At 66.5% G+C, this 25,063-nt stretch carries 26 protein-coding genes; 9 read left to right on the top strand and 17 right to left on the bottom strand.

Annotation, left to right across the window (positions count from 1 at the left end; translation table 11 throughout):
* Positions 1-104: 104 nt before the first annotated feature.
* Positions 105-1,037, top strand: coding sequence for a DoxX family protein (locus ACLBYA_RS15335; protein ID WP_447710274.1), 933 nt, complete (start codon positions 105-107; stop codon positions 1,035-1,037).
* A 4-nt stretch (positions 1,038-1,041) separates the two neighbouring features.
* Positions 1,042-2,040, top strand: a complete 999-nt coding sequence (locus ACLBYA_RS15330; protein ID WP_447710273.1) for an iron-containing redox enzyme family protein — start codon at positions 1,042-1,044, stop codon at positions 2,038-2,040.
* Positions 2,041-2,043: 3 nt separating this feature from the next.
* Here the strand turns inward: ACLBYA_RS15330 and ACLBYA_RS15325 are convergent, their stop codons facing one another.
* From ACLBYA_RS15325 to ACLBYA_RS15285, 9 genes are all read right to left on the bottom strand, one after another.
* A complete protein-coding gene (locus ACLBYA_RS15325; RefSeq protein WP_447710272.1) occupies positions 2,044-3,027 on the bottom strand; it encodes a TIGR03557 family F420-dependent LLM class oxidoreductase in 984 nt (327 codons plus the stop codon).
* A gap of 30 nt (positions 3,028-3,057) precedes the next feature.
* Positions 3,058-3,609: a DUF6328 family protein gene (locus tag ACLBYA_RS15320; protein WP_447710271.1), complete on the bottom strand. Its 552-nt coding sequence runs from the start codon at positions 3,607-3,609 to the stop codon at positions 3,058-3,060.
* Positions 3,610-3,626: 17 nt separating this feature from the next.
* Positions 3,627-3,782, bottom strand: coding sequence for a DUF6131 family protein (locus tag ACLBYA_RS15315; protein WP_447710270.1), 156 nt, complete (start codon positions 3,780-3,782; stop codon positions 3,627-3,629).
* Positions 3,779-4,024, bottom strand: a complete 246-nt coding sequence (locus ACLBYA_RS15310) for a hypothetical protein (protein ID WP_447710269.1) — start codon at positions 4,022-4,024, stop codon at positions 3,779-3,781. Before ACLBYA_RS15310 ends, ACLBYA_RS15315 begins: the two co-directional genes overlap by 4 nt.
* Positions 4,025-4,161: 137 nt before the next feature.
* Positions 4,162-4,470, bottom strand: a complete 309-nt coding sequence (gene usfY / locus ACLBYA_RS15305; protein WP_447710268.1) for a protein UsfY — start codon at positions 4,468-4,470, stop codon at positions 4,162-4,164.
* A gap of 68 nt (positions 4,471-4,538) precedes the next feature.
* Positions 4,539-4,901 (bottom strand): hypothetical protein, encoded by a 363-nt coding sequence (locus tag ACLBYA_RS15300; protein ID WP_447710267.1) that lies wholly within the window; start codon positions 4,899-4,901, stop codon positions 4,539-4,541.
* An 80-nt stretch (positions 4,902-4,981) separates the two neighbouring features.
* The gene (locus tag ACLBYA_RS15295; RefSeq protein WP_447710266.1) at positions 4,982-5,668 is read right to left on the bottom strand and encodes a PAS and ANTAR domain-containing protein; all 687 of its coding nucleotides are present in this window, start codon (positions 5,666-5,668) and stop codon (positions 4,982-4,984) included.
* Positions 5,669-5,688: 20 nt separating this feature from the next.
* Positions 5,689-6,006 (bottom strand): ArsR/SmtB family transcription factor, encoded by a 318-nt coding sequence (locus ACLBYA_RS15290; RefSeq protein WP_447710265.1) that lies wholly within the window; start codon positions 6,004-6,006, stop codon positions 5,689-5,691.
* The gene (locus ACLBYA_RS15285) at positions 6,003-6,431 is read right to left on the bottom strand and encodes an SRPBCC domain-containing protein (protein ID WP_447710264.1); all 429 of its coding nucleotides are present in this window, start codon (positions 6,429-6,431) and stop codon (positions 6,003-6,005) included. The genes ACLBYA_RS15290 and ACLBYA_RS15285 overlap by 4 nt, the downstream gene beginning before the upstream one ends.
* A 105-nt stretch (positions 6,432-6,536) precedes the next feature.
* Between ACLBYA_RS15285 and ACLBYA_RS15280 the strand changes: the two genes are divergently transcribed.
* Complete coding sequence (locus ACLBYA_RS15280; protein WP_447710263.1) at positions 6,537-7,073, top strand: restriction endonuclease; 537 nt, start codon at positions 6,537-6,539, stop codon at positions 7,071-7,073.
* Here the strand turns inward: ACLBYA_RS15280 and lat are convergent.
* Together lat and ACLBYA_RS15270 are read right to left on the bottom strand one after the other, a co-directional pair.
* Positions 7,066-8,403, bottom strand: a complete 1,338-nt coding sequence (gene lat / locus ACLBYA_RS15275) for an L-lysine 6-transaminase (RefSeq protein WP_447710262.1) — start codon at positions 8,401-8,403, stop codon at positions 7,066-7,068. The genes ACLBYA_RS15280 and lat overlap by 8 nt on opposite strands.
* Before the next feature lie 49 nt (positions 8,404-8,452).
* Positions 8,453-8,914, bottom strand: a complete 462-nt coding sequence (locus ACLBYA_RS15270) for an Lrp/AsnC family transcriptional regulator (protein WP_447710261.1) — start codon at positions 8,912-8,914, stop codon at positions 8,453-8,455.
* A 33-nt stretch (positions 8,915-8,947) separates the two neighbouring features.
* Between ACLBYA_RS15270 and hglS the strand changes: the two genes are divergently transcribed.
* Genes hglS through htpG form a run of 3 tightly spaced genes read left to right on the top strand, consistent with a single transcriptional unit; the run spans position 8,948 to position 13,652 of the window.
* Entirely contained in the window at positions 8,948-10,177 is a 1,230-nt protein-coding gene (hglS, locus tag ACLBYA_RS15265; protein ID WP_447710260.1) for a 2-oxoadipate dioxygenase/decarboxylase, read from the top strand.
* Positions 10,174-11,715: an L-piperidine-6-carboxylate dehydrogenase gene (amaB, locus tag ACLBYA_RS15260; RefSeq protein WP_447710259.1), complete on the top strand. Its 1,542-nt coding sequence runs from the start codon at positions 10,174-10,176 to the stop codon at positions 11,713-11,715. The genes hglS and amaB overlap by 4 nt, the downstream gene beginning before the upstream one ends.
* 23 nt (positions 11,716-11,738) lie before the next feature.
* Positions 11,739-13,652, top strand: coding sequence for a molecular chaperone HtpG (gene htpG / locus ACLBYA_RS15255; RefSeq protein WP_447710258.1), 1,914 nt, complete (start codon positions 11,739-11,741; stop codon positions 13,650-13,652).
* Positions 13,653-13,655: 3 nt separating this feature from the next.
* Here the strand turns inward: htpG and ACLBYA_RS15250 are convergent, their stop codons facing one another.
* The 6 genes from ACLBYA_RS15250 to ACLBYA_RS15225 all read right to left on the bottom strand — a co-directional run bounded on the left by ACLBYA_RS15250 (position 13,656) and on the right by ACLBYA_RS15225 (position 21,049).
* The gene (locus tag ACLBYA_RS15250; protein ID WP_447710257.1) at positions 13,656-14,804 is read right to left on the bottom strand and encodes a CaiB/BaiF CoA transferase family protein; all 1,149 of its coding nucleotides are present in this window, start codon (positions 14,802-14,804) and stop codon (positions 13,656-13,658) included.
* Positions 14,797-15,702 (bottom strand): SDR family NAD(P)-dependent oxidoreductase, encoded by a 906-nt coding sequence (locus tag ACLBYA_RS15245; RefSeq protein WP_447710256.1) that lies wholly within the window; start codon positions 15,700-15,702, stop codon positions 14,797-14,799. Before ACLBYA_RS15245 ends, ACLBYA_RS15250 begins: the two co-directional genes overlap by 8 nt.
* A complete protein-coding gene (locus tag ACLBYA_RS15240) occupies positions 15,699-17,537 on the bottom strand; it encodes a flavin-containing monooxygenase (protein ID WP_447710255.1) in 1,839 nt (612 codons plus the stop codon). Before ACLBYA_RS15240 ends, ACLBYA_RS15245 begins: the two co-directional genes overlap by 4 nt.
* Positions 17,534-18,712 carry an LLM class flavin-dependent oxidoreductase gene (locus tag ACLBYA_RS15235; RefSeq protein ID WP_447710254.1) on the bottom strand — a complete coding sequence of 393 codons (1,179 nt, stop codon included), beginning with the start codon at positions 18,710-18,712 and terminating at the stop codon, positions 17,534-17,536. Before ACLBYA_RS15235 ends, ACLBYA_RS15240 begins: the two co-directional genes overlap by 4 nt.
* Positions 18,713-18,781: 69 nt before the next feature.
* The gene (locus tag ACLBYA_RS15230) at positions 18,782-20,203 is read right to left on the bottom strand and encodes an aromatic ring-hydroxylating oxygenase subunit alpha (RefSeq protein ID WP_447710253.1); all 1,422 of its coding nucleotides are present in this window, start codon (positions 20,201-20,203) and stop codon (positions 18,782-18,784) included.
* Positions 20,204-21,049 (bottom strand): SDR family NAD(P)-dependent oxidoreductase, encoded by an 846-nt coding sequence (locus ACLBYA_RS15225; protein ID WP_447710252.1) that lies wholly within the window; start codon positions 21,047-21,049, stop codon positions 20,204-20,206.
* 177 nt (positions 21,050-21,226) lie between these two features.
* On the opposite strand from ACLBYA_RS15225, the gene ACLBYA_RS15220 reads away from it, so the two are divergent.
* Genes ACLBYA_RS15220 through ACLBYA_RS15210 form a run of 3 tightly spaced genes read left to right on the top strand, consistent with a single transcriptional unit; the run spans position 21,227 to position 25,062 of the window.
* Complete coding sequence (locus tag ACLBYA_RS15220) at positions 21,227-22,819, top strand: SMP-30/gluconolactonase/LRE family protein (RefSeq protein ID WP_447710251.1); 1,593 nt, start codon at positions 21,227-21,229, stop codon at positions 22,817-22,819.
* Between the two features lie 9 nt (positions 22,820-22,828).
* Positions 22,829-23,572, top strand: coding sequence for a GntR family transcriptional regulator (locus ACLBYA_RS15215; RefSeq protein ID WP_447710250.1), 744 nt, complete (start codon positions 22,829-22,831; stop codon positions 23,570-23,572).
* Complete coding sequence (locus tag ACLBYA_RS15210) at positions 23,569-25,062, top strand: AMP-binding protein (protein ID WP_447710249.1); 1,494 nt, start codon at positions 23,569-23,571, stop codon at positions 25,060-25,062. Before ACLBYA_RS15215 ends, ACLBYA_RS15210 begins: the two co-directional genes overlap by 4 nt.
* Position 25,063: the final 1 nt, after the last annotated feature.

Below are 25,063 nucleotides of genomic sequence, written 5' to 3'. Positions count from 1 at the left end.
TGAGCCGGTGGGCCGTTCCTGTTGCGCGCCTTAGGCATTCCGAAACCAGATCGTGACCGGAACCACTGTGTTTGTTTTCCCGCCCGGGTGGGAACACCCGGGTCATGTTGGTACGCAGAATCGCCCGCCCATTGTTGTCGGCCGCCTTCATCGGACAGGGCGTCGAGGCCCTCCGTGATGTGAAACCCGCAGCCGAGGTCGTGCAGCCGACCCTGGACGGCTTGCAATCGCTGCCGGGGCCGGTCGCCGACAAGGTCCCCGACAACGCAGTCACCGTCGCCCGCATCAACGCCGCGGTGCAGATCGGTGGTGGATTGTTGCTGGCCACCGGGAGGGTTCCGCGGGTCGCCGCCGGCTTGCTCGCCGCCACGGTCATTCCGGCCAACCTGGGCAAACACATGTTCTGGGATGAGACCGATCCGATCGCCAAGGCCGAGAAGCGGCGCGCCTTCCTCACCGATCTCAGCCTGATCGGCGGCCTGGTCCTCGCGTCCGCCGACACCGCGGGCAAGCCCTCGCTGGGGTGGCGGGGCCGCCGCGCCGGCCGCAAGGTCGTGCAAGCCGTCTCGGATGCGCTGCCCTCCTCACATGACAGCGTGCTGGAGTCCGAGTTCGCCGAGCGACTGGGCCACGGCGTGCACGTCGGGGTGGAACGCGGGCGTGAACTCGCCGACGCCGCCATCGAGCGGGGTACGCCGTTGGCCGCCTCCGCGCTGGAGTCCGCCGCCGACAATCTGGCCATCGCCTATGACCGCAGCGCCGCCGCCCTGTACAAGGGCGCCGAGAAGAGCGCACCGATTGCCCGCAAGGCCCGTAAACGGGGAGCCGAACTCGCCGAGACCGCACTGGATCGCGGGGTGGAGCTCGCCGAGACCGCACGTGACCGCAGCGCGACCGCTCTGGAGCGAGCCGCCGAGCGCAGCGCCCCGATCGCCGCCGAGGCACGCCGCCGCGGGGCCGAGCTGGCCGAGACCGCGATCGAGCAGGGCGGCGATCAGGTGGCATCCGGGTGGCGGCGGGTGCGCAGCAAGGTCTGATCACATGCTCACCGCACCGCTTCCCCAACCGGCCGGACCGCTGTCCGGCGCGTTGATCGCGCAGCTGTCCGGTCGGGTTCAGGATCTGACCCGGTTGCGGCCCGACGGCACCGACCCGATGGGACGGGATCTGCAGCTTGCGCTGTATGTGGCCTACGAGCTGTCATACCGGGGTTTTGCCGACGTCGCGGCGGACTGGGAGTGGGATGTCGATCTGATCGGGTTGCGGCTGCGACTGGAGCGCCACTTTTTGGAGTACCTGCGCCGCTGCGTGGGTGATATCGACGGGGTGTCCGCACAGGCCGAGATGCGACGGCTGGCCGGTGAGCCGCCCGACGATCCGGTACACCACTCCCCCGACGGCGGGCCATCCCATTTTCTACGCAGCGTCGGCACCTGGGAGCAGCTGCGCGAATACTTCGTGCACCGGTCGCTGTATCACCTCAAGGAGGCCGACCCGCAGTCATGGGTGATCCCCCGGCTGACCGGGGCGGCCAAGGCCGCCTACGTGGCGGTGCAATACGACGAATACGGCGCCGGGCGGGCGACCCACATGCACCAGCAGCTATTCGCCGAGCTGATGACGGCCGCGGGGCTGGACGCTGGCTACCTGAGCTATCTCGACGCCGTTCCCGCCGAATCGCTTGCCGTGGTGAACATCTCGTCGATGTTCGGGCTGCACCGCGATCTGCGCGGTGCCGCGGTCGGGCATTTCGCCGCCACCGAGATCACCTCACCGCCGGGGTCACGACGGCTGGTGCAGGCCCTGCAGCGACTCGGCGCGCCGGAGCCGTGTCAGCTGTTCTACCGCGAGCACGTCGAGGCCGACGCGGTACACGAGCAGGTGGTGGTCAACGATGTGGTCGGCGACCTGCTGCGCGCCGATCCCGATCTCAACAATGACATCGTGTTCGGGGTACGGGCGCGCGATATCGTCGAGGACCGCCTGGCCGAGCACATGATGAAGTGCTGGGCCGATGGCGAGAGTTCACTGCTGGGCTGACGGTCAGCCGAATTCCGCGCGCAACGCGGCCAGCAGCGGTTCGGCCGCTTCGGCGAGGAACTGCTGCTGGGTGTCGCCGCCGACCTGGATGAGCGCCACATCGGTGTAACCGGCGTCGTGATAGCCGCGCACCGCCTCGACGATGGCGTCGAGGTCCGGCCCGCACGAGATCGCCGACGCCACATCCTCGGGACGCACGAACTGGCTGGCCGCGGCGAACCCGGCCGGTGTCGGCAGATCGGCATTCACTCCCCAACCCCCGGCGAACCATCGAAACTGGTCGTGTGCCCGGGCAATCGCCTTGTCGCGGTCCGGATCCCAGCAGACCGGAAGTTGCCCGATCACGCGGCCGTCCGGGAGTCCCACGGGCTGACGTGTGCTGTTCCACTTGCCGACGACATCGCGATCGGGCGCCGTATTGATCAGATGATCGGCCAGCACGGCCAGCTTCTCCACTGTTCGGTCTCCGGTGATCGATACGCCGATACCGACCGGGTCCTCGGGAACGTCCCAGATTCGGGCGGACTCGACGGCGAAGAACTCACCGCGGTGGTCCACCAGTTCGCCACCGAGCAGTTCGCGGATCACCTTGATCGCCTCGGCCAGCATGTCCAGGCGTCGCGCGGCAGCAGGCCACCCGGCCCCGATCACGTGTTCGTTGAGGTTCTCACCGCTGCCGAGCCCGAGGGTGAACCTGCCGTCGGCCAGGATCTGCACCGTCGCGGCCTGCTGGGCCACCACCGCGGGGTGATATCGCATCGTCGGACAGGTGACGAACGAGTGCAGGCCCACGCGTGTGGTCGCATGTGCCACCGCGCCCAGCACGGCCCACGCGTTGGGCGCGTGCCCCTGGCTGGTCAGCCACGGGGTGAAATGGTCACTGCACACCTCGAAGTCGAAACCGGCCTGTTCCGCCAAGACGGCATGCTCGACAAGGTCTTTCGGTCCGGCCTGTTCCGTCATCAGGGTGTATCCAAAGCGTGTCATGCGGCTCGGCATACCCGAGACGATCGCCGCTCAATCGCGCGATGGGGTGTGTGCGCCATCCGGCTCGTCATCGGGCAGCGGTTCCGACGACCCGGCCCGCATACGCAACCACAGTGGCAGCGCCACCCAGAACACGATGATGCCCAGCGCCGTCACCAGGCCCGCGATCACACCCACGGGCACACTGATCACGGCACCGAAGATCAACACCATCACGCCGGTTAGCGTCAGCGCCAGCATCAGGATGCCGGCATAGGCCAGCTGATGCGCGGTGTGGACGACGATGTCGAGGCGGTGCCGGCGGAACATCAACCGGTGAATCCCGATCGGCGCGATCAGCAGCACCGTCGCGGCGATAGAACACGACACCGTGCACAGGTAGACGATGCGCAGCTCACCGCGCAGATCCTCGAAACCGTCGTGGAACGGCAGGGTGAGCAGCAGCCCGGTGAGCAGCTGGACGCCGGTCTGTACCACCCGTAATTCCTGCAAAAGGCTGGACCAGTTACGGTCCAGCCTTTGCACGCTCGTCTCGTTGCGGGCGTCTTCGTTCCAACGTCGGTCGCTCTCCAAGCGGTCCACGTGGGACCTGCGTATTCCTAGTACCAGGCTCGCCTACCGGCCACCGGCCGCCCGACCGCACCGAGCAGCCAGAACACCGCACCGGCCACCAGCAGGATCACGCCGACCACCCAGAGCAGGTAGACGTCCAACACGAACCCCAGGATCAGCAGTATTGCTCCCAGAACTATCACGACACCCTCACTTCCCATGTATGCATCGAACTCGGCTGCGGCAGTTTGCAATCGGCGACCACGGGATTGACCCCCGCGTAATTGAGCGGTCCGGCCACCACCGTCAGCGCTATCGTGCCCGCTGTCGCACAGTTGGTTTCCCCGCCGGTGAAGTAATCGCGCTGCCAAGCCGCGAACACCCCGATCAACAACCAGATCAGCACCACGGTGCCGATGAGTCCGCGTCCCATCCGAGCCTCCATTGCTTGCGTTGTCGCTGGCTGCGGGTACCCGGCTGACGTTCCCGTCAAACCTGTGCGTCTCTGGGGCGAGCAACTTTGGGCTGTGTGGGCGTGCTTCACCGCGAAGCGGACCGATCGGCCGCTTCGCGGATCCCGGTTCAGCTGGCCGGGCGTTGCCGGGTGGCCTCCGGGTGGGCCGCGTACCAGCGCTCCTCGATACGGCGGACCCGATGATGCTCGACGGACATCCACAGGGCGCCGACGACAAAACCTGCCGCCGACAGTGAGCCCAGTGTCAGACCGACATCGTGGTGCCGGGTGGCGAACGCCGCCAGGCAGCCCACGAAGAGCACCAGCGCCACCGCGATGACGACGAGTGCGGGCATGATCACGTTGTCTTTCATCGACTCGCCGGCGTGGGTGCGCGTCGTACGGGTGTGATCGACAGGATCTTTGGGACCTTTCATGGTGACCCTCCTCAATCCTCCTGCCCCGTTACCGGGGCGTAGATCCTACAGTAGAACTGCCCGGCCGCTCACGAGCCGAATCCGCCCAGTGTCGGCAGACCCATGGTGAGCACCACGAGCATGAGCAGCATCAGAAACCACCCGGCCCCCTGCCAGGCCCACCACGTCTGACGGACCTGCCACAGCCGGTAGGTCCGGACGAAGGCCCGCACCCCGGCGACGAACAGCAGGATGGGCGCACCGAGTGCCAGCACCAGGCGTTCGGGTCTGCCACAGGCTGCGGTATCGACGACGGCCTCATCGCAGCTACGTACCAGGACGGCGGCAAGGACCAGGAAGGCGACGCCGAGGACACCCGCGATCAGGGCGAAACGAGCCGCCGATCGCACCTCGGGATCGTCGGGTCTGAGTCCAGGGCGGTCAGGTGACATCTCGTCACGTCACCTGCCACGCGGTGCGGCCGCATGTCCTCATGCCGGCTGGGATTCCCTCGTGCCACGGCTGGTAAACGTCAGTCGCCGACCCGCAGGTGCGCGGTCAGCAGCAGCCGGTCGTACACGCTGCGGTGCGGCAGCAGTTCCTGGTATTCGAGCTCCAGGAAGTCCCTGGCGAGCCGCTCGGTGAGGGCTTTGAGTTTCGTATTGGTCTCCTGTGAGCGCCATTTGAGCAACTCGAAGGCGGAGTCCGCGTTGATCCGGTAGATGAGCATCAGCATGCCCTTGGCCTGCTCGATTCCGCTGCGGGCCTCGGCGATCTCGGCGACGGCCACGCTCACCCGGGCCTGCTGGCTGCGCTGCTCGGCCTGCGTCGACGGCGTCACATCGACGTAGAACCCGTGGGTGCCGATGACGGTGCCGCCGTCCTCGTCGAAGAGTTGATCTGCGACCACCACGACTTCGTGGGTGTCGCCGTGGGTGTCGATGATCCGGTGTCGGGTGCTGAAAGCCGCTGCAGTGCGCCGTACTTCGTCGAGCGTCGCGGCGACCTGACCGTAATCGTCGGGGTGCTTGTGGGCGAGCACCAGCTCGGTGGTCGGATGCGCGGTACCCGGTTCGTAGCCGTGCATCCGTTCCACCTGAGGTGACCATTCCCACCGTTCGTCGGCGAAGTGGAAACGGAACCACCCCACGTGGGCCAGCGCCCCGCCGGCGAGCAGGGGCTCGCCGGTCGGTTGCTGGTCGCGCGCGTCATCGGTCATCTCATGACGGATTATGCACGCTATTCCAGACCTTCGGCGATGCGCTTGATAGCCAAAAGGCGACGATCCCATTGCTGACCGATTTCGGACAGTCGGGCACCGAGCGCGCTCAATTCGGCCCCCAGCGCCCGGTAGCGGATCTCCCGGCCGACGGGCACCGCCTCCACCAGTCCCGCCTCGGCGAGCACCGCCAGATGTTTGGCGATCGCCTGTCTGCTGACCGGCAACCGGGTGGCCAATGCGCTCGCCGAGAGGTCTGCCGATCCGAGTTCGGTCAGTATGCGCCAGCGGGTTTCGTCCGCGAGCACCGCCAGTACGACCGGTGGCCCGGAGCTCACACCGACACCCCGAGGAGTTCGACCAGTTCGTCGAGCTCGGCCTGCCAGCCGCCGGTGTTGTCGGCATGCGCGGATTCCGGGTTCTTCAGCGCCTCGAATCCGGTCTCCAGCAGGGAGAGTCGGGTCCCACCCGGGATCGGCGCCAACTCGAAGCGCACGACCGTCGAGTTGTCGGGCCCCGGGTCGGCATCGGCCTCGTTCGCCCACCGGTAGACCAGCAGGGTGGGTGCCTCGATCTGCTCGACCACCACCCGGAAGCGGCCGTGGTCGGACCAGCCGAAGAATCCGGTGCCGCCGACCACGGGATCGAATTCGGCGCTGTCGCCGAACCATTGTGCGATCAGATCCTTCTCGGTGAGCGCGGCCCACACCTTGACCGGTGGTGCCGCGATGTCGATGCTGCGGGTGATTTCCAGAGTGCTCATGAGCCATCCTGACTGTCGGTTTTATATGCAACTTCAGAGTTGCATACTCGCCGGATTATTGCAACCCTCCGGTTGCATGTCGGGATCGGCTCGTACCATGCCGTCGTGCGCATCAAGATGTTCGTCGCCGTCGGTGTCGCCGCGGCCGGGGTGGCGTGGGTTGCGGGCGCCGGCGGCGCCGGGACGGTGGCCGCCGGCATGCTCGCCCCACTGGTGGTCGCGGCGGTACCCCATTTCCTGTCAGGCCTGCGCACACCCGCGCCCCGTGAGCAGCCCATCGATGCGATGTCGGGCACCGAGTTCGAGGATTACGTTGCGCGGGTGGCCCGGTCGTGCGGCACCTCGGTGATCATGACATCGGTGACCGGGGACTGGGGTGTCGATCTGATCGTCGGCCGCCGCCCGGATCGGCTCGCCATCCAGTGCAAGCGGGTATCCCGGCCGGTCGGCGCCGGCGCCGTGCAGGAGGTGGTGGCCGGCGCCGCCATGCAGGACTGCACCCAGACCATGGTCGTCACCAACAACGAGTTCACGCCTGCCGCAGTCAAATTGGCCGAGCGTCATGGCTGCACGCTGATCAGCGGCAGCGAGCTACCGCGCCTGAAGACCTATATCCGCGAACGGACCGGTCGGCTCACATAACAACGAGCACATCGCGCACGGCATCCACCGCGGCGTCGAGTTCGGCATGTGACACCGTCAACGCCGGCCGGAACCGTACCGAATCCGGGCCGCTGGCCAACATGATGACGTTGCGTTCCCACAGCCGCCGGATCAGCTCGTCACGCTCGGCCGCCGAGGGCAAGCTGAATGCGCACATCAGCCCGCGACCACGCGGGTCGAGCACCCGGCCAGGGAACTCGGTTGCCAACCAATGCAACCGGCCGAGCAGATGACGGCCGGCCGTCGCGGCATGGTCGATCAGACCGTCAGCCTCCACGACCTCCAGGATGCGCCGCGCGCGCACCATATCGGTGAGGTTGCCACCCCAGGTCGAGTTGATCCGGGAGCTGACGGCGAACACGTTCTCGGCGACCTCGTCGACGCGGCCACCGGCCATCACGCCGCACACCTGGGTCTTCTTGCCGAAAGCCAGCACGTCGGGCAGCACGCCCAATTGCTGGTAGGCCCAGGCGGTTCCGGTGATACCGCAGCCCGTCTGCACCTCGTCGAAGATCAGCAGCGCGTCGAACTCATCACACAACGCCCGCATCGCGGCGAAGAACTGCGGCCGGATATGCCGATCGCCACCCTCGCCCTGGATGGGCTCGGCGATGAAGCAGGCGATGTCGTGCGGATGAGCCTCGAACGCGGCGCGGGCCTGGCGCAGCGATTCGGCCTCCAGCGCCTCGATATCCGCGCCGGGGCGCACATACGGCGCGTCGATACGCGGCCAGTCGAACTTGGGGAAGCGTGCGACCTTGTTCGGATCGGTATTGGTCAGCGACAGCGTGTAGCCGCTGCGGCCGTGGAAGGCGCCACGCAGGTGCAACACCCGGGTTCCCAGCTCCGGGTCGCGGCCGTGTGCCTCGTTGTGTCGACTCTTCCAGTCGAAGGCCACCTTGAGCGCGTTCTCCACCGCCAGCGCGCCACCGTCGACGAAGAAGAGATGAGGTAGTGCAGGGTCGCCGAGCACCCGGGCGAACGCCTGGACGAAGCGCGCCATCGGCACCGAATAGACATCGGAGTTACTGGGCTTGTTGACCGCGGCCTGCGCCAGTTCGGCGCGGAATGCCGCATCGTCGGCGAGCGCCGGATGGTTCATGCCCAGCGCCGACGAGGCGAAGAACGTGAACATGTCGAGGTAACGCCTGCCGTCGCGGGCGTCGACGAGTACCGAGCCGCGCGAGGCATCCAGGTCGAGCACCAGATCCATGCCGTCGGCCAGCAGGTTGGCGCTCAGCACATCGTGTACGTGGTCGGCACTCACGGCGCGGTCGGCGGAGGCAGTGGAAGACAGGACAGCGGTCATGCCACCATCCTAACGCAATCTTTACGGTCTTTTCATCTCGATGCAGGAACTATTCCGGTAGATATACGCGACTATCGTAAAAAGTCTGTAGGATGATGGTGCTTCGAGTGCGAACGTTGGCGGCCGTCCGGATCCTCTGCAGCAGGTCCTCCAGTGCTCGCGCCGAAGCGACACGCACCAGGAGCACATAGCTCTCCTCACCGGCCACCGAGTGGCACGACTCGATCTCGTCGATATGGCGCAGCCGGGAGGGGGCATCATCGGGTTGAGAGGGATCGAGAGGGGTGATGGCGACGAACGCCGACAACATGCGGCCGACGGTCTCCGGATTGACCCGCGCGGTGTATCCCAGGATCACCTCGCGCGACTCCAGCCTGCGCACCCGCGACTGCACCGCCGATACCGACAACCCCGCCGCGGCCGCCAGATGCGCCAGCGTCGCGCGTCCGTCGGCGACGAGCTCGCGTACCAGCAGTCGGTCGATCTCGTCGAGATGGTCGATATCGGTCATGGCCGAACTGTACGCAACAGGTCCGGGCCCGCGATGAGCACCGTTGAAACCTGGCAGCTGCGCGCACAATTCGCCGCGGCACTGTCACGCATGTACGGCGCCGAGGTACCCGCCTACCACACCCTGGTCGACGTCAGCGCGTCGGTGAACCGCGACTACGTCTACCGACACCCGGCGGCGGCGCGACTCGGCTCGCTGGATCGGGTCACCGCGGAGCGGCACGGCGCCATCCGCGTCGGCACGGCCGCCGAACTGACCGATGTCGCCGATCTGTTCTCGGCGTTCGGCATGTATCCGGTCGGGTTCTACGATCTGCGCGAGGCCGCCTCCCCGGTGCCGGTGGTGTCCACCGCATTCCGCCCGGTCGACCCGGACGAGCTGGCCCGCAATCCGTTCCGGGTGTTCACCTCCATGCTGGCCACCGCGGACACCCGGTTCTTCCACCCCGAGTTGCGCACCCGGGTGGAGGCCTTCCTGGCACGGCGCCGACTGTTCGACCCTGCGCTGATCGCCACGGCCCGCCGCATCGCCGCCGCCGGCGGGTGCCCCGTCGGTGAGGCCGACGAGTTCCTGACCGCGGCGGTGTCCTCGTTCGCGCTGTCCCGCGAGCCGATCGACCGTGGCTGGTACGACGAGCTGTCCGCGGTGTCGGCGGTCGCCGCCGATATCGCCGGGGTGGGCACCACCCACATCAACCACCTCACCCCGCGGGTGCTCGATATCGAGTTGCTGCACCGCACCATGACCGAGCGGGGTATCACCATGATCGACGACATCCAGGGCCCGCCCGATGTCGGCGGTCCGCGGGTTCTGTTACGGCAGACGTCATTCCGTGCACTGGCCGAACCGCGTCGCTTCCGCGATGTCGACGGCACGGTGTCCGACGGGACATTGCGGGTGCGTTTCGGCGAGGTCGAACAGCGCGGTGTCGCGCTGACACCGCTCGGTCGGGCCCGCTACGACGCCGCCATGGCACAGGATGATCCCGCCGCGGTCTGGCATGAGTACTTCCCCGGCACCGATGCCCAGATGGCGGCGCAGGGACTGGCCTACTATCATGCCGGCGATCCGGCCAGACCCGTTGTCTACGAAGACTTCCTGCCGGCCTCGGCGGCCGGCATCTTCCGATCCAACCTCGACGGCGACGCCACCGCCGCCGACGTCCCCGACGATTCGCAGTACACCCAGCAGTGGATGGCCGAGGCGATCGGCCACCACATCCACGATCCGTACGAGCTCTACGAGAAAGTCGCGTGTTCATGACCACCGCCGTGAAATCCGCCCTGCCCACCGCGGACGCTCTGCGCGCCCAGGTGCGCGCCGCGCTCCAAGCCCTCGGCTGCACCGCCGCGCTCGGCGAACCCGGCGCACCCGGCCTGCCCGCCGGCAGCCCGATCAACGGGCAGGTGCTGTTCTCGATCCCCGAGACCACCACGGCCGAGGCCGAAGCCGTCATCACCACCGCGGCAACGGCATTCGCAGACTGGCGCACCACACCGGCCCCGGTGCGCGGCGCGCTGGTGGCCCGGCTCGGCGAACTGCTCACCGAGCACAAGGCCGAGTTGGCCACCCTGGTCACCGTCGAGGCGGGCAAGATCACCTCCGAGGCGCTCGGCGAGGTGCAGGAGATGATCGACATCTGCCAGTTCGCCGTCGGGCTGTCGCGACAGCTCTACGGCAAGACCATCGCCTCCGAGCGGCCCGGCCACCGGCTCATGGAGACCTGGCATCCGCTCGGGATAGTCGGTGTCATCACCGCGTTCAACTTCCCGGTGGCGGTCTGGGCCTGGAACACCGCCGTCGCGCTGGTGTGCGGCGACACGGTGGTGTGGAAACCGTCCGAGTTGACCCCGCTCACCGCGATCGCCTGCCAGGCGCTGATCGAGCGGGCCGCAGCGGACGTGGGCGCGCCGGCGGGTATCGCCGGCCTGATCCAGGGTGGCCGCAAGATCGGCGAACAGCTCGTCGACGATCCGCGGGTTGCGCTGGTGTCGGCCACCGGTTCGGTGCGGATGGGCCGCGAGGTCGGGCCCCGGGTGGCCGCCCGGTTCGGCAAGGTGCTCCTGGAGCTCGGGGGGAACAATGCCGCGATCGTCACCCCGTCGGCCGATCTGGATCTGGCCGTGCGCGGCATCGTCTTCTCGGCGGCCGGCACCGCCGGTCAGCGCTGCACCACCCTGCGCCGGGTCATCGCGCACCGCTCGGTGGCCGACACCCTGGTCGAGCGGATCGTCACCGCCTACCGCAGCCTGCCGGTCGGCGATCCGTCGGCGCCGGGCACACTGGTCGGGCCGCTGATCCACGAGCGGTCCTACCGGGACATGGTCGGCGCGCTGGAACAGGCCGCCACCGACGGCGGTGAGGTGATCGGCGGGGATCATGTCAAACTCGGAGACGGCTCGTTCTATGTGCGGCCCGCCGTCGTGCGGATGCCTGCGCAGACGGCGGTGGTGCACGACGAGACGTTCGCCCCGATCCTCTACGTGCTCACCTATGACGACCTCGGCGAGGCCATCGCCCTGAACAATGCCGTCCCGCAGGGGCTCTCATCGGCCATCTTCACCACCGACATCCGCGAGGCGGAGCGTTTCATGGCCGCCGACGGTTCGGATTGCGGCATCGCCAACGTGAACATCGGCACCTCGGGCGCCGAGATCGGCGGTGCGTTCGGCGGTGAGAAGGAGACCGGCGGCGGCCGCGAATCCGGCTCGGACTCGTGGAAGGCCTATATGCGCCGCGCCACCAACACCGTCAACTACTCCTCGGAGTTGCCGCTGGCGCAGGGGGTGCAGTTCGGCTGAGCCGGGTCGGTAGTATCCGCGATGTGACTGAGCAGGTCGAACAGCGCGAATTCCAGGCCGAGGCCCGTCAGCTGCTGCAGCTGATGGTGCATTCCATCTACTCCAACAAGGACTCGTTCCTACGGGAGTTGGTGTCCAATGCGTCCGACGCGCTGGACAAGTTGCGGCTGGCGTCCTATCAGGACAAGGACCTCGACGTCGACACCTCGGACCTGCACATCGACATCGACGTCGACGCCACCGCGCGGACCCTGACCATCCGGGACAACGGCATCGGCATGTCCCGCGACGAGGTGGTGGAGCTGATCGGCACACTGGCCAAGTCCGGCACCGCCGAGCTGCGCCAGAAGCTGCGCGACGCGGACAAGGGCTCCGATACCGAGCAGCTGATCGGGCAGTTCGGCGTCGGGTTCTACTCCACCTTCATGGTCGCCGACAACGTCGATCTGCTGACCCGCAAGGCCGGCGAGGGCACCGCCACCCGGTGGCAGTCCAGCGGGGACGGCACCTACACCATCGCCGCGGTGGAGGGTGCCCCGCAGGGCACCTCGGTGACACTGCACCTCAAGCCCGAGGACGCCGACGACGAGCTGCACGACTACACCGCGCCGTGGAAGATCAGGCAGCTGGTCAAGAAGTACTCGGACTTCATCTCCTGGCCCATCCGGATGGAGGTCGAGAAGACCGTCCCGGTGCCGCACGATGCCGAGGAGGATGTGGAACCGACCGTCACCGTCGAGACCGAGACGCTGAACTCGCGGGTTGCGTTGTGGGCCAAGTCCCGCAGTGAAGTCTCCGACGAGGAGTACAGCGAGTTCTACAAGCACATCGCGCATGCCTGGGACGAACCGCTCGAGGTCATCGCGATGAAGGCAGAAGGCACCTTCGAGTATCAGGCGCTGCTGTTCATCCCGTCGCAGGCGCCGTTCGACCTGTTCAACCGTGACGGACACACCGGTGTGCAGCTGTACGTCAAGCGCGTCTTCATCATGGGCGACTGTGACGATCTGATGCCCGAGTATCTGCGGTTCGTCAAGGGTGTCGTCGACGCACAGGACATGTCGCTCAATGTTTCTCGCGAGATCCTGCAGCAGGACCGGCAGATCAAGGTGATCCGGCGCAGCCTCACCAAGAAGGTGCTGTCGTCGATCAAAGACCTCCAGGTCAATCGCCCGGAGGACTACACGACCTTCTGGACGCAGTTCGGCCGGGCGTTCAAGGAGGGCCTGCTCTCCGATACCGACAACCGCGACACCCTGCTGAGCCTGTCCTCGTTCGCGTCCACCTTCAGTGGTGAGGCGCCCACGACGCTCAAGGATTACATCGGCCGGATGAAAGAGGATCAGGAGCAGATCTTCTACGCCACCGGCGAATCGCGCCAGTTGCTCGAGCGCTCACCGCATCTGGAGGCGTTCAAGGCCAAGGGCTACGAGGTGTTGCTGCTCACCGACCCGGTCGACGAGGTGTGGGTCGAGTCGGTGCCGGAGTTCGAGGGCAAGGCGCTGCAGTCGGTCGCCAAGGGTGAGGTCGACCTGGGCGCCGGCGATGACGACAAGCCAGAGGCAGGTGATTTCGCCGACCTGCTCGCGTGGCTGCAGGAGACGCTCGACGAACACGTCAAAGAGGTGCGGCTGTCGACCCGGTTGACCTCGTCGCCGGCCTGCCTGATCACCGATACCTTCGGCATCACCCCGCAATTGGCCCGCATGTACCGCGCCTCGGGCCAGGACGTGCCCGTCGGCAAGCGCATCCTGGAGCTCAATCCGGACCACGCCCTGGTGACCGGAATGCGTGAGGCACTCGCGAACTCGTCGGACAGCCTGGGCGATACCGCCGAATTGCTCTACGGCACAGCCCTTCTCGCCGAGGGTGGATCCCTCGACGATCCGGCACGGTTCGCGTCGATCCTCGCCGACCGGTTGGCCAAGACCGTCTAGGTCCTACGGCCGCGGCAGCGCCTGCAACTCTCCCAGCACCGCCTCGGTATCGGCACCCAGAACCGGGGCCGGCCCGCGAACGTGCCCCGGCGTGCGCGAGAACCACGTCGGCACCCCCGGAAATCGCACCGGACCGTCGGGAGTATCGACCGTCTCGAAGAACCCACCGGCGTTCAACTGCGGCGAGTCGAACAACGTATCCAGCGTGTTGATCGGTGTCGCCGGAATCTCCAACTCCGCGAACAGCGCCAGCCACTCGGCGGTGGTGCGCTCCAACATCGTCTGCGCCACCAGGCCATAAACCCGGTCGATCTGCTTGGCGCGTGAGGCAAGCGTCGCATACTCCGGCGAGTCCCAGACCGGCCGCACCGCGTTGATGAAGGCGTTCCAGTGCTTGTCGTTGTAGATCAGCGCGGCGACGTGACCGTCCTTGGTGGCATAGGGCCGCCGGTTGGGCGCCACGGTGCGCGGATACACCGCAGGCCCGAGCGGAGGGTCGAACATGGCGCCGTTGGCATGTTCGACCAGCATGAAGGATGCCATGGTCTCGAACATACTGACCTCGACCTCCTGCCCCTCGCCGGTGCGTTCGCGGTGGAACAGCGCCATCATCGTCGCGTACAGCGCGGTCAACCCGGTGACCTTGTCGGCCATGATGGTGGCCACATACGTCGCGTCGCCGGTGAGTTGGCGCTGCACTGCCGGCAGCCCGCACTCGGCCTGGATGGTGTCGTCGTAGGCCGGACGGTCGGCATCCGGCCCGCGGCGGCTGTATCCGTAGCAGTTGGTGTAGACGATGCCGGGGTTCAGCGCGGCCACCGAGTCGTAGTCGAACCCCAGCTTCGTGATCGCCTTCGCCCGCATGGAGTGGATGAACACATCGGCCGTCACGATCAGCGCGCGCAGCGCCGCCGCCCCCTGCTCGGAGCGCAGATCCAGTACCACACTGCGCTTTCCCCGGTTGACGTTGACGAAGACGCCGTTCATCCCGGGCGACGGCCCCACGGCGACATTGCGGGTGATGTCGCCTTCGGGCGGCTCGATCTTGATGACGTCGGCGCCCATATCGGCCATGATCTGGGTGCAGTACGGCCCCATCACCACCGCGGTGACATCGATGACACGGATACCGGCCAGCGGACCCTCAGACATGGGCAGCTCCAAAGGAATACCGGATGTGATCGGTGTGACCATCGGGCACCGGCGGGAACACCAGCGGTGCGGTGTCATCGCGGATGGCTTCGATGTTCTCGGCGACATCCTCGACGGTCCATGACGGCCGGTACACCCCCGGCGTTTCGGCGATGAACGCCCGCGCGACTCGACCCGCGATGGCCACGAACAATTCCCCCGTCACCGAACAGGTTTCGTGTGACAGCCAGCCGACGGTCGGTGCGACGAGGTCGGGATCCATCGGCGGATAGGCCGATGTGTCGAGCCCCTCGGCCATCCGCGTCACGGCGCCGGGCACGATCGCGTTGCACAGCACCCCGTGCGCGGCCCCCTCCAGGCCGACCACGTTCGTCAGCCCGATGATGCCGGACTTTGCGGCCGCATAGTTGGCGACCTCATGGTTGCCGTACAGTCCCCCGATCGACGACGTCAACACGATACGGCCGTAGCCGGCGGCGGACATGACCGGAAAGGCCGGCCGCACCACATGGAACGCCCCACGCAGGTGCACATCGAGCACGGAGTCGAAATCCTCGTAGGTCATCTCCGTCAGCGACCCGCGACGGACGTTGCCTGCGTTGTGGATCAGGATGTCGAGGCGACCGAAACTGTCCAACGCCGAGGAGACGATCGCCTCACCGCCGGCCGCGGTGGCCACCGAGTCGGTGTTGGCCACGGCTTGTCCCCCGGCGGAACGGATCTCATCGACCACCTGCTGTGCCGGACCGCCGTCGGCGCCTTCCCCGGTCAGGCTGCCACCGAGATCGTTGACCACGACCTTGGCCCCCAACGAAGCCAGCAGCAGTGCGTATGCACGGCCCAGACCGCGGCCACCGCCGGTTACGACGGCGACCCGATCATCGAACCGCAGACTCACCTGAGTTCCAACCCCGCCAGATCGCCGGCCTCTCGCCACTGCGCGATCAGCTCGTCGAAGGCGTAGAAGCCCGGCGAGTAGAAATCGCCCAGGAACGCTCCGTTGCGCACGGCCGCACCCCGGCCCTCGTTGTTGTAATAACCGGGTGTGCAGGATAGTTCGAATGCGGAATTGTCGATGGACAGCTCCCGCACGGTGGCCACCCAGGCATCCTGACCGTCCTGGCTGGGCTCCACCGTGGTGCTACCGCAACGCTGCGCCTCCGCGATGATGTAGGCGATGTGACGGGCCTGCTGCTCGAACATCGCCGTCGTATTGGCCGACACGCCACCCTGGATGAAACCCATGAAGAACTGGTTCGGGAAACCTCGACTCGTCATCCCGTGCAACGTCTGGTAGTCGTCGCGCCAGTGGTCGAACAGCGACAACCCGTCTCGGCCGATGATGCGCTCGATGGCGAACCGGCGGCTGATCTCGGTGGAGATCTCGAAACCGCTCGCGAAGATGACGCAGTCGACTTCGTACTCGACGCCGTCGGCGACGATGCCCTTCTCGGTGAGCCGTTCCACCCCTTTGGATGCCGACACGTCGACCAGGGTCACATTGGGCCGGTTGAACGTATCGAGGTATTGCTCGCTGGAGGTGGGTCGTTTGCACATGAAGCGGTAGTAGGGCTTCAGCGCCTCGGCGGTGTCGGGATCGTCCACGATCTCGCCGATGCGCCGGCGCAGCCGCTCCATGATCTTGAAGTCTTCCTCTTCCCGGAAGGCCATGATCTGTTCGATGGTCACCGCGGTGGGATCCGGGCTGCCGGCGACGCGGGCGGTCAGGTTGCGTCCCAGCTCGGTCCAGAAGTCGCACACCAGATCCGGTTCGCCGAACACCACGCCGACGAACGGCGACCAATTGTGGAAGTTGCGCTTGCGCTCCTCCTGCCAACCGGGTTGCAGCGATGCCGCCCATTCCGGGTCGGTGGGGGTGTTGGAACGCGCATCCACCGAGGACGGTGTCCGCTGGAAGACGAACAGCTGCTCGGCATCCCGACCGAGATGCGGAACCAGCTGGATGCCGGTGGCGCCGGTCCCGACCAGCGCGACGCGCTTGTCGGCCAGCTTGTCCAGACCGCCGTCGGCGTCACCGCCGGTGTAGTCGTAATCCCAACGTGCCGAATGGAACACGTGCCCGGAGAAGTCCTTGATCCCCGGGATGCCGGGCAACTTCGGGACGTTGTAGGAACCCTGCGCCATCACCACGAACCGGGCCCGGATGTCGTCGCCGCGATTGGTGCTGATCTGCCAACGTTGCGGTCCGTCCTCCCAGCGCAGCTCGCGTACCTGCGTGGAGAACAGCGCACCGTCGTACAGGCCGAAATGCTTGCCGATGTTGCGGCAGTGGCCGAAGATCTCGGCGCCGTCGGCGAACTTCTTGCTCGGCATGAAGCCGAGCTCTTCGAGCAGCGGGATGTAGCAGTAGGCATCGTTGTCGCACTGGATGCCCGGGAACCGGTTCCAGTACCAGACCCCGCCGAAATCGCCGGCCATCTCGATGACGCGGATGCCCTCGACCCCGGCCTTCTTCAGGTACGCCCCGGCCAGCAGCCCGGCGAATCCGCCGCCGAGGATCACGACATCAGCATCCTCGGTGATCGGGTCCCGTTCGGTCACCGGTGTGTACGGGTCGACCTCGAAGAACGACGCGTAATCACCGTTCAGTTCCTGGTATTGGTCACCGCCCTCGGGCCGCAGGCGTTTGGCCCGCTCGGCGGCATACTTCTCCCGGATCGCGGGAATATCGATATCGGACGGGGTGTCCGTCGGACCGCAGGGGGTTGTCATGCGAGAGCGTTCTCCGGCAGCGCGGCGGGATGCAGCGGGGCGGCCATCTCGTGCACCGCGGGCAGCACCTCCTGGGCGAACAACCTGGTGCTTTCGAAGGCGTCCTCGTACGGCATGGTGCCGAACTGCGGGACGATGGTGACCTCGGAGAACGAGCATGCCTCCTGGGCGGCCTTGAGCTTCTCGAACACCACCTCCGGTGTGCCGATCAGCAGGTTGGACGCGTGGTATCCGGGCGGGCCACCCTTCTTCTGATCGCCGACCTGCGACGCGAGCACTGCCGTGGCGGTCGCCTCGCGGGCCGCGTACGCCTCATAACCCTTGACACCCCGGAAGTTCGACGAGTCGGCGAAACCGTAGTGCACGTTCACATCCCGGTTGGCCGTCCAGATCCATTCCTCGGCGAGCGCGGCCAGCTTCTCGTCTTCCTTGGCCGTGCAGTACATGAACATCACATTCTTCGGTTGACAGGGCTCGAACCCTTCCTCGGCACGGAAGGTGTTGACCTTGCGCACCTCCTCGCCGGCGTCCCAGATGGGCTTGTTACCGACGAACAGCGGCACCATGCCGCGCCGGGACAGGATTTCCAGGGACTCGGCCGTCGAGGACGAACTGTAGATGCGGGAGAACAGGTCCTTGCTGATCGGTTCGGGCCGCAGCGACATCTCCGGGAAGCTGAAGATCTCCCCGTCGTAGCTGAATCGCTCACCGCTGAACGCGAGTTCGAGGATGTCCAGGGTCTCGTTGAATCGCTGCCTACTCTGCTCTCGGGGGACACCGACGGCGTCGAACTCGCTCTTGGACACCCCGCGACCGATACCGATGGTGTTGTAGCGGCCGTTGGAGACGATGTCGAGATAGGCGATCTGGTGTGCCAGCCGGACCGGGTTCCACCATGGCGCCACCGCGACGAAGGTACCCAGGCTGACCCGCTCGGTGCGGGCCGCGAAGTAGGTGAGCGCCTGAATCGGGTTGGGTGTCATGCCATATGGCGTGCCCTGATGCTCCGGGAACCAGATGCCGTCGAACCCGAGCGGTTCGGCCAGGTCACCGAGCGCCAGCGCGGCCTGCACGCACTTGTAGTCCGGGGTCGCCGGCGGGGTGCTGAAATCGCCCGCCATGACCCGATCCCAGTCGTGCGAGTTCTGCGCACCGGTACCCAGATTGACTTTCACAATCGTCTCCTTACTCGGGATTTGTGCACATCTGGCAACGGTGGGCGTTACAGGATGTGCGCAAATCGCCTAGATGTCTTGGGGTTCTCCGACGCCGTCCATGTATTTGGACAACTGGTAGTGCAGGTTGACGGTGCTGCGCTCGCGGTACGGGTTGGGCATCGTGCCGGGGAATCCGGCCGATTTCATGCCCTGTTGCACGGCAGCCATGTTGGAGAAGTCCTGGGGCAACACCGAGAGCCAGTTCGGCGAGTCTTTGGGTGTGTAGGCCCATTCCGTCGCCGGTTCGCCGCCCTTCGGGTACAGCTCGAACACGGCGACCTCGAAGATGCACTTGTTCGGGTCATAGCTCGGATCGGGCCGCGCCGAGTAACACAGCGCGCTCGTCAGTCCTTGACCCACCTGGAAATTCGGGAAGATCTGCCAGGCGGTACCGCTCTGGCCGAGGATGTCGGGTGGGATGGTCGGCCAGATGACACCGCGTGCCTCGTCGTCGCGCCGCGCCGAGGCCAGCCAGTGTGCCAGCACCTGATCGGCCGGGGTGCCTTCGGGCAGTTCGTCGACGAGCCGCTTGGCGGCCTCCACCAACGTCTTGGTGGTCGTCGCGTTGGTCTCTTCCATGGTGTAGACCTGCATCTCGGCGGTCGAGATCCGCGGATCGCCGGTGCCGAGCCGAATCTTGGATTTCGTCTCGTCCAGGCCCTTGGGGGCGTCGTAGCCGATGTTGCTGTGCCTGCCCTGCGCCTTGGCCCAACCCTTGAACTCACCGAACCGATTGAACTCGGGGTGGGTGGTGAACACGTGGTAGGTCTCGTTGAAGGCCTCCATCGCGACCTTCCAATTGCAGTCGAAGTACAGCCATTTGCGCCACTTGTAGCGCATGTTCTCCAACCCGAACGGGTCCAGGATCTTCGATGCCGGATAGAGGAAATCGACCAGCGATTCGCAATGGGGGTCCATGTTGATGAAAAGCCAACCGCCCCAGGTGTCCACCTGCACCGGAGCCAGATGGGTGTTGGACTTGTTGAGCTTGCCCTGCCAGTCGTCCTGTTCGCGGATGTGGGTGCAGGCGCCGGTCAGGTCATAGGTCCAGCCGTGGAACCCGCAGACAAAGGACTTACGGGCCCGCCCGACGGCGTTCTTGGCGCCGTCGGGGTTGTCGATGAGCTTGCGGCCGCGGTGCATGCAGACGTTGTGATGCGCGGCGAAATCCGACTCGCCAGGACCGGTGCGCACCACGATGATCGAGTCGTCGAGGATGTCGTAGGTGAGGTAGTTGCCGACCTCGGGTATCTCCTCGACCCGGCCGACCTGCTGCCAGACTCTGCGCCACAGCTTGTCGCGTTCGGCGCGCGCATATTCCGGGGAGATGTAGGCGTCGACCGGAATGGTCGTCGCCTGGGACAGGTCCTCGGCGATCTCGCCGGTCGACTCGTCGGGTTCGGCGTCGATCTCGATCGTGGCGTCGAGGTCAGATTCGGTGTGGGTCATCTAGATCCTCCTGATCGCTTCGCGGAAGTCCTCGTCTTTCAGGAACAACGACGTGTTGTCGGCGCCGAGGTGGGTCCACTTCAGATCGAGCCCGCCATCGACGAGCAACGTCTGGCCCGTGACATAACCGGCCAGATCGGACAGCAGGAACAGAATGGCGCCAGCCTGCTCCTGCGGAGTTCCGCGGCGCCCCATGGCGATTGCGGTGCGGTCACGCTCGGGGTCCTCGTCGACGTACATCGCCGACGCCGCGGTTTCGGTCACGCCGGGGGCCACGGCGTTGACGCGGATACCCGCCTCGGCGAGTTCCACCGCCAGGGTGCGGGTGGCCGCCACGATGGCGGCCTTGGCCGTCCCGTACGCCACGTGATACGGCGCTGTGTTCATCCCGCTGATCGAAGACACCGACACGATCGAGCCGGGGTTTCCCTGGTCGCGGATCTCGGCGGCGACCGCCTGGCTCATGAAGAACATGGTTTCGAGATTGGCCGCGAACAACTCCCGCCAATCCGCGCGTGACACCCGGGTGGCCGGCATCCAGGTACCCGGGGCCGCACCGCCGGCGATGTTGACCAACCCGTAGAGCACACCGTCGGCAGCCCGCGCCGCGGCAAGCACCGTGTTGATGCCCTCGTCGGTGGCGGCATCGGCGACGACCGGCAATACGGGCAGCCCGGCATCGACGAGCGGACCGATATGGGTGTCGAGATTGTCCTTGCCCCGGCTGACCGCGATCACCGTGGCGCCGGCCTCGGCGGCCAGCCTCGTCACGGTGGTACCGATCCCGCCGCCACCCGCGCCGGACACCACGACGATGCGTCCGTCCAGCGTCAGGAGATTGCCCATGACTCGCTTTCCCGGGCTGCGCCGCACCCTCGTCGTTCAGCTATTTGTCCGTACAACATATGGCGCTCTACTAATTGAAGAATACTATTCCGCAGCGGTTATGCATGCGTCAAGACCGGAACATCACCATCCTGCCGCTATTGTCTGGACTAGTTTTGGCTTGCTAACGTCGCGCACATGACTCTGCTGCAGGCAGGCCGGTACCCGGTCGCGTCATCCCCGGAGGCCGCCGCCGGCTGGGAACTGAACCGGCTCACCGCCCCCAGTCGGCTGTTCGGGGCAAACGGGCTGCGCACCGGCCCGGACGGCAGGTTGTACATCGCGCAGGTGACCGGCAGCCAGATCAGCGCGCTGGATGTGAACACCGGCGCAATAGAAACCGTCAGCCCCAAGGGCGGCGACATCATCGCCCCGGACGACATCGCCTTCGGGCCGGACGGCACCCTCATCGCCACCGAGGTGATGGACGGCCGGGTCAGCGTCCGCGAGCCGGCCGGGACCACCCGGGTGCTGCGCGATGACCTGCCCTCGGCCAACGGCATCACCGTTCATCAGGGGCGGCTGTTCGTCAACGAGTGCCGCGACAGTGGCCGCCTGTTCGAACTGGATCTCACCGGCGGGCAGCCGCGGCTGATCCTGGACGAACTGCCCTCCCCCAACGCCATGGAGTTCGGCCCCGACGGACTGCTCTATTTCCCCGTGATGAATGCCAATCAGATCTGGCGCGTCGATCCGGCTGGTGGCGAGCCCGAGGTGGTCGCGACCGATCTCGGGGTGCCCGATTCGGTGAAGTTCGATGCCGACGGCACCCTCGTGTCCACCCAGGTGGCCAGCGGACAGGTGCTGCGCATCGATCCACGAACCGGCACCAAGACCGTGCTGGCAACCCTGACACCGGGTCTGGACAACTGCGCCTTCGTCGACGGCAGGCTGTTCGTCTCCAACTTCACCGGGTCGATCACCGAGATCCTGTCGGGCGGGGACACCCGGGCGCTGCTGCCGGGCGGCCTCAACTGGCCGCTGGACATCGCCGTCGGCGCCGACGGGATGGTCTATATCGCCGACGGCACCTATCTGTACCGTCTCGCCGACGACGGCGCGCTGCAGACCGTCGGCATGTTGTTCAGCCCCGGCTATCCGGGGTTCGTGCGCGGCCTGACCCCGGCCGGTCCTGGCGAGTTCGCGGTGACGACCTCGGGTGGTCAGGTTGCCCGCTACCGACCCGCCGCCAACGAGACCGATTACCTGGCAGACGGTCTGGATCAGCTGTACGGCATCACCCTGCTGCGCGACGGTACCCCGGTGGTCGCCGAGCAGGGCACCGGGCGGGTGCTCGCCATCCGCGAGACCGGGCCCGAGACCCTGGCCGCCGGTCTGGACATACCGGTCGGGGTCGCCCTCGACGCCGATGGTGGCGTGCTGGTCTCGGTCGCCGCAGCGGTAGTGCGGATCACCGATTCCGGCATCGAGACCGTGGTCGACGATCTCGTCACCCCGCAGGGACTTCTGGTGCGTGGCAATGTGCTCTACATCGTGGACGCCGGAACCAAGGCCGTCGTGGCGGTGGACCTGGGCACCGGGAACCGTCAGACCATCGCCGCCGGCCTGCCCGTCGGCGCACCGCCCGGGGTCACCCCCAAACCGCTGCGCGGGATGCCGCCGTTCTCCGGACCGCAGGGCCCGCTGGCCGGCATCACGGCCGATACACATGGCACGCTTTATATTTCGGCCGACGGTGAGGGCAGCGTGTATGCGCTGCGAAGAAGGTGACACCGATCCGTGACTGCTGAAACGACAGAGCACCGCTACCTGCAGGTGGCGCGAACGCTGCGCAAGGAGATCGTCGACGGCGTGTACCCGGTCGGGTCCCAGTTGCCGACCGAACACGAATTGTGCGACCGCTTTTCGGTCAGCAGGTACACCGTCCGGGAGGCGCTACGCAGACTCCGCGATGACAATCTGGTGTCGTCGCGGCCCCGCACCGGCACGCTGGTGGTCCCGCGGCCGGCGTCGAGTTCCTATGCCCAGGACGTGATGTCCATCAACGATCTGCTCGCCTTCGCCGCCGGCGCCCGGTTCGAGATCGAATCCAACACCATGGTCACCATCGATGCGGAACTCGCCGAGCGCACCGGGCTGACCGTCGGCGAACAGTGGCTCGCGGTGCGCGGGTACCGGCAGGATGCCGATGCGCATGTCCCGATCTGCCGCACCGAGTACTACATCAACCGGGCTTTCACCGCGGTGGGCCGGCTACTGCAGCGCCATTCCGGGCCGATCTTCCCGCTCATCGAGGATCTCTACGGTGTCAGTATCGTCGAAGTGCACCAAGAGATCTCGGCAGTTCCTGTGGACATCGATCTCGCCGCCCTGCTGCAGATCGTCGCCGGAACACCTGCCCTGCAGCTGCAGCGCACGTACACCACCTCCGACGGTGAAGTCGCCCAGGTCACCGTCAACACCCATCCCGCGCAGCACTATCGACACTCGATGACCATGCGGCGGGTCAAGGGCGACAAGTGAGCACGCTCGCCACAACGCTCGCCGAGGCAGCCGAGACGACGCCGCACCGCATCCTGATCGTCGATGGCGATGTGGCGCTGGACGTCGCGACCCTGCACGGGCAGGCCACGGCCTTGGCCGGCGCGATGGCGCAGCGGATGCCCGCCGGCAGTGTGGTGTCGTTCATGCTGCCCAACTGGCATGAGGCCGCCGTCGTGTACCTGGCGGCGACGTGGGCGGGCATGGTGGTCAATCCGATCCTGCCGTCGTTGCGGGACAGCGAGTTACGGTTCATCCTCACCGACGCCGACGTCCGGATGATCTTCATCCCACAATCCTTCCGCGGTCACGACTACGCCGACATGCTGTCCCGGGTCACCGCCGACCTGGCCGACCCGCCCGAGGTCGTGGTGATCCGCGGTGCCGGGCACACGCCGTTCGTCGAGCTGCTCACCGCGCACCCCGTGGTGCCGAATGCCAGCCAGCCGGACGCGGTGCACATGCTGATGTACACCTCCGGCACCACCGGACGCCCCAAAGGCGTTCTGCACAGCCATGCTTCACTGCACGCCCTGATCCGTCAGCTCGGCGAGCACTGGCGCATCGACCCGGGCGACACCTTCCTGGTCCCGTCGCCGATCGCCCACATCGGAGGGTCCATCTACGCCTTCGAGTGCCCCCTGCTGCTCGGGTCGACGGCCGTGCTGATGCAAGCCTGGGACCCCGATGACGCGGTAACGCTCATGCGCCGTCACCGCTGCACCCACATGGCCGGCGCGACACCGTTTCTGGAGGGACTGCTCGCCGCCGCCGAACGGGCCGACAACCGACTGCCAGATCTGAAGGTGTTCATCTGCGGTGGCGCGTCGGTGCCGCCATCACTGATCAGTCGCGCTGCGGGGTTTTTCGACAAGGCGATCGTCACCCGGGTATACGGGTCCACCGAGGTCCCCGTCTCCACGGTCGGCTCCCCCGACGATCCCACCCGTGCGGCCGAGAGTGACGGCCGGGCCGGCGCCGCCGACATCACCGTGGTGGACGGTGAGATCCGGGTGCGCGGCCCGCAGATGCTCACCGGCTACCTGCATGCCGAGGATGCCACGGACACCTTCGACGCGGACGGCTACTTCCGCACCGGCGATCTCGGATACCTGACCGCAGACGGCTATCTGGTGGTCACCGGCCGCGCGAAGGACCTCATCATCCGCAACGGCGAGAACATCTCCCCCAAGGAGGTCGAGGACGTCCTGATCGGCCACCCGGCGATCACCGAGGTCGCCGTCGTCGGCGTCCCCGATCCGCGCACCGGTGAACGGGCCTGCGCCGTCATCGTTCCCGCCGCCGGCACGACCCCGGGTGTCGAGGACCTGCGGACATTGCTTGCTGCACACGGTCTGGCCAAGTTCAAGGCCCCCGAGCAGGTCGCCTTGTGGGAGGCGCTACCCAAGAACGACGCGGGCAAGGTCCTCAAACACCGGATCCGCGCAACACTGACGAAGGAGCCGCACTGAC

The sequence above is a fragment of the Mycobacterium sp. C31M genome (genome assembly GCF_053345865.1).
This window is presented reverse-complemented; position numbering and strand designations above follow the sequence as displayed.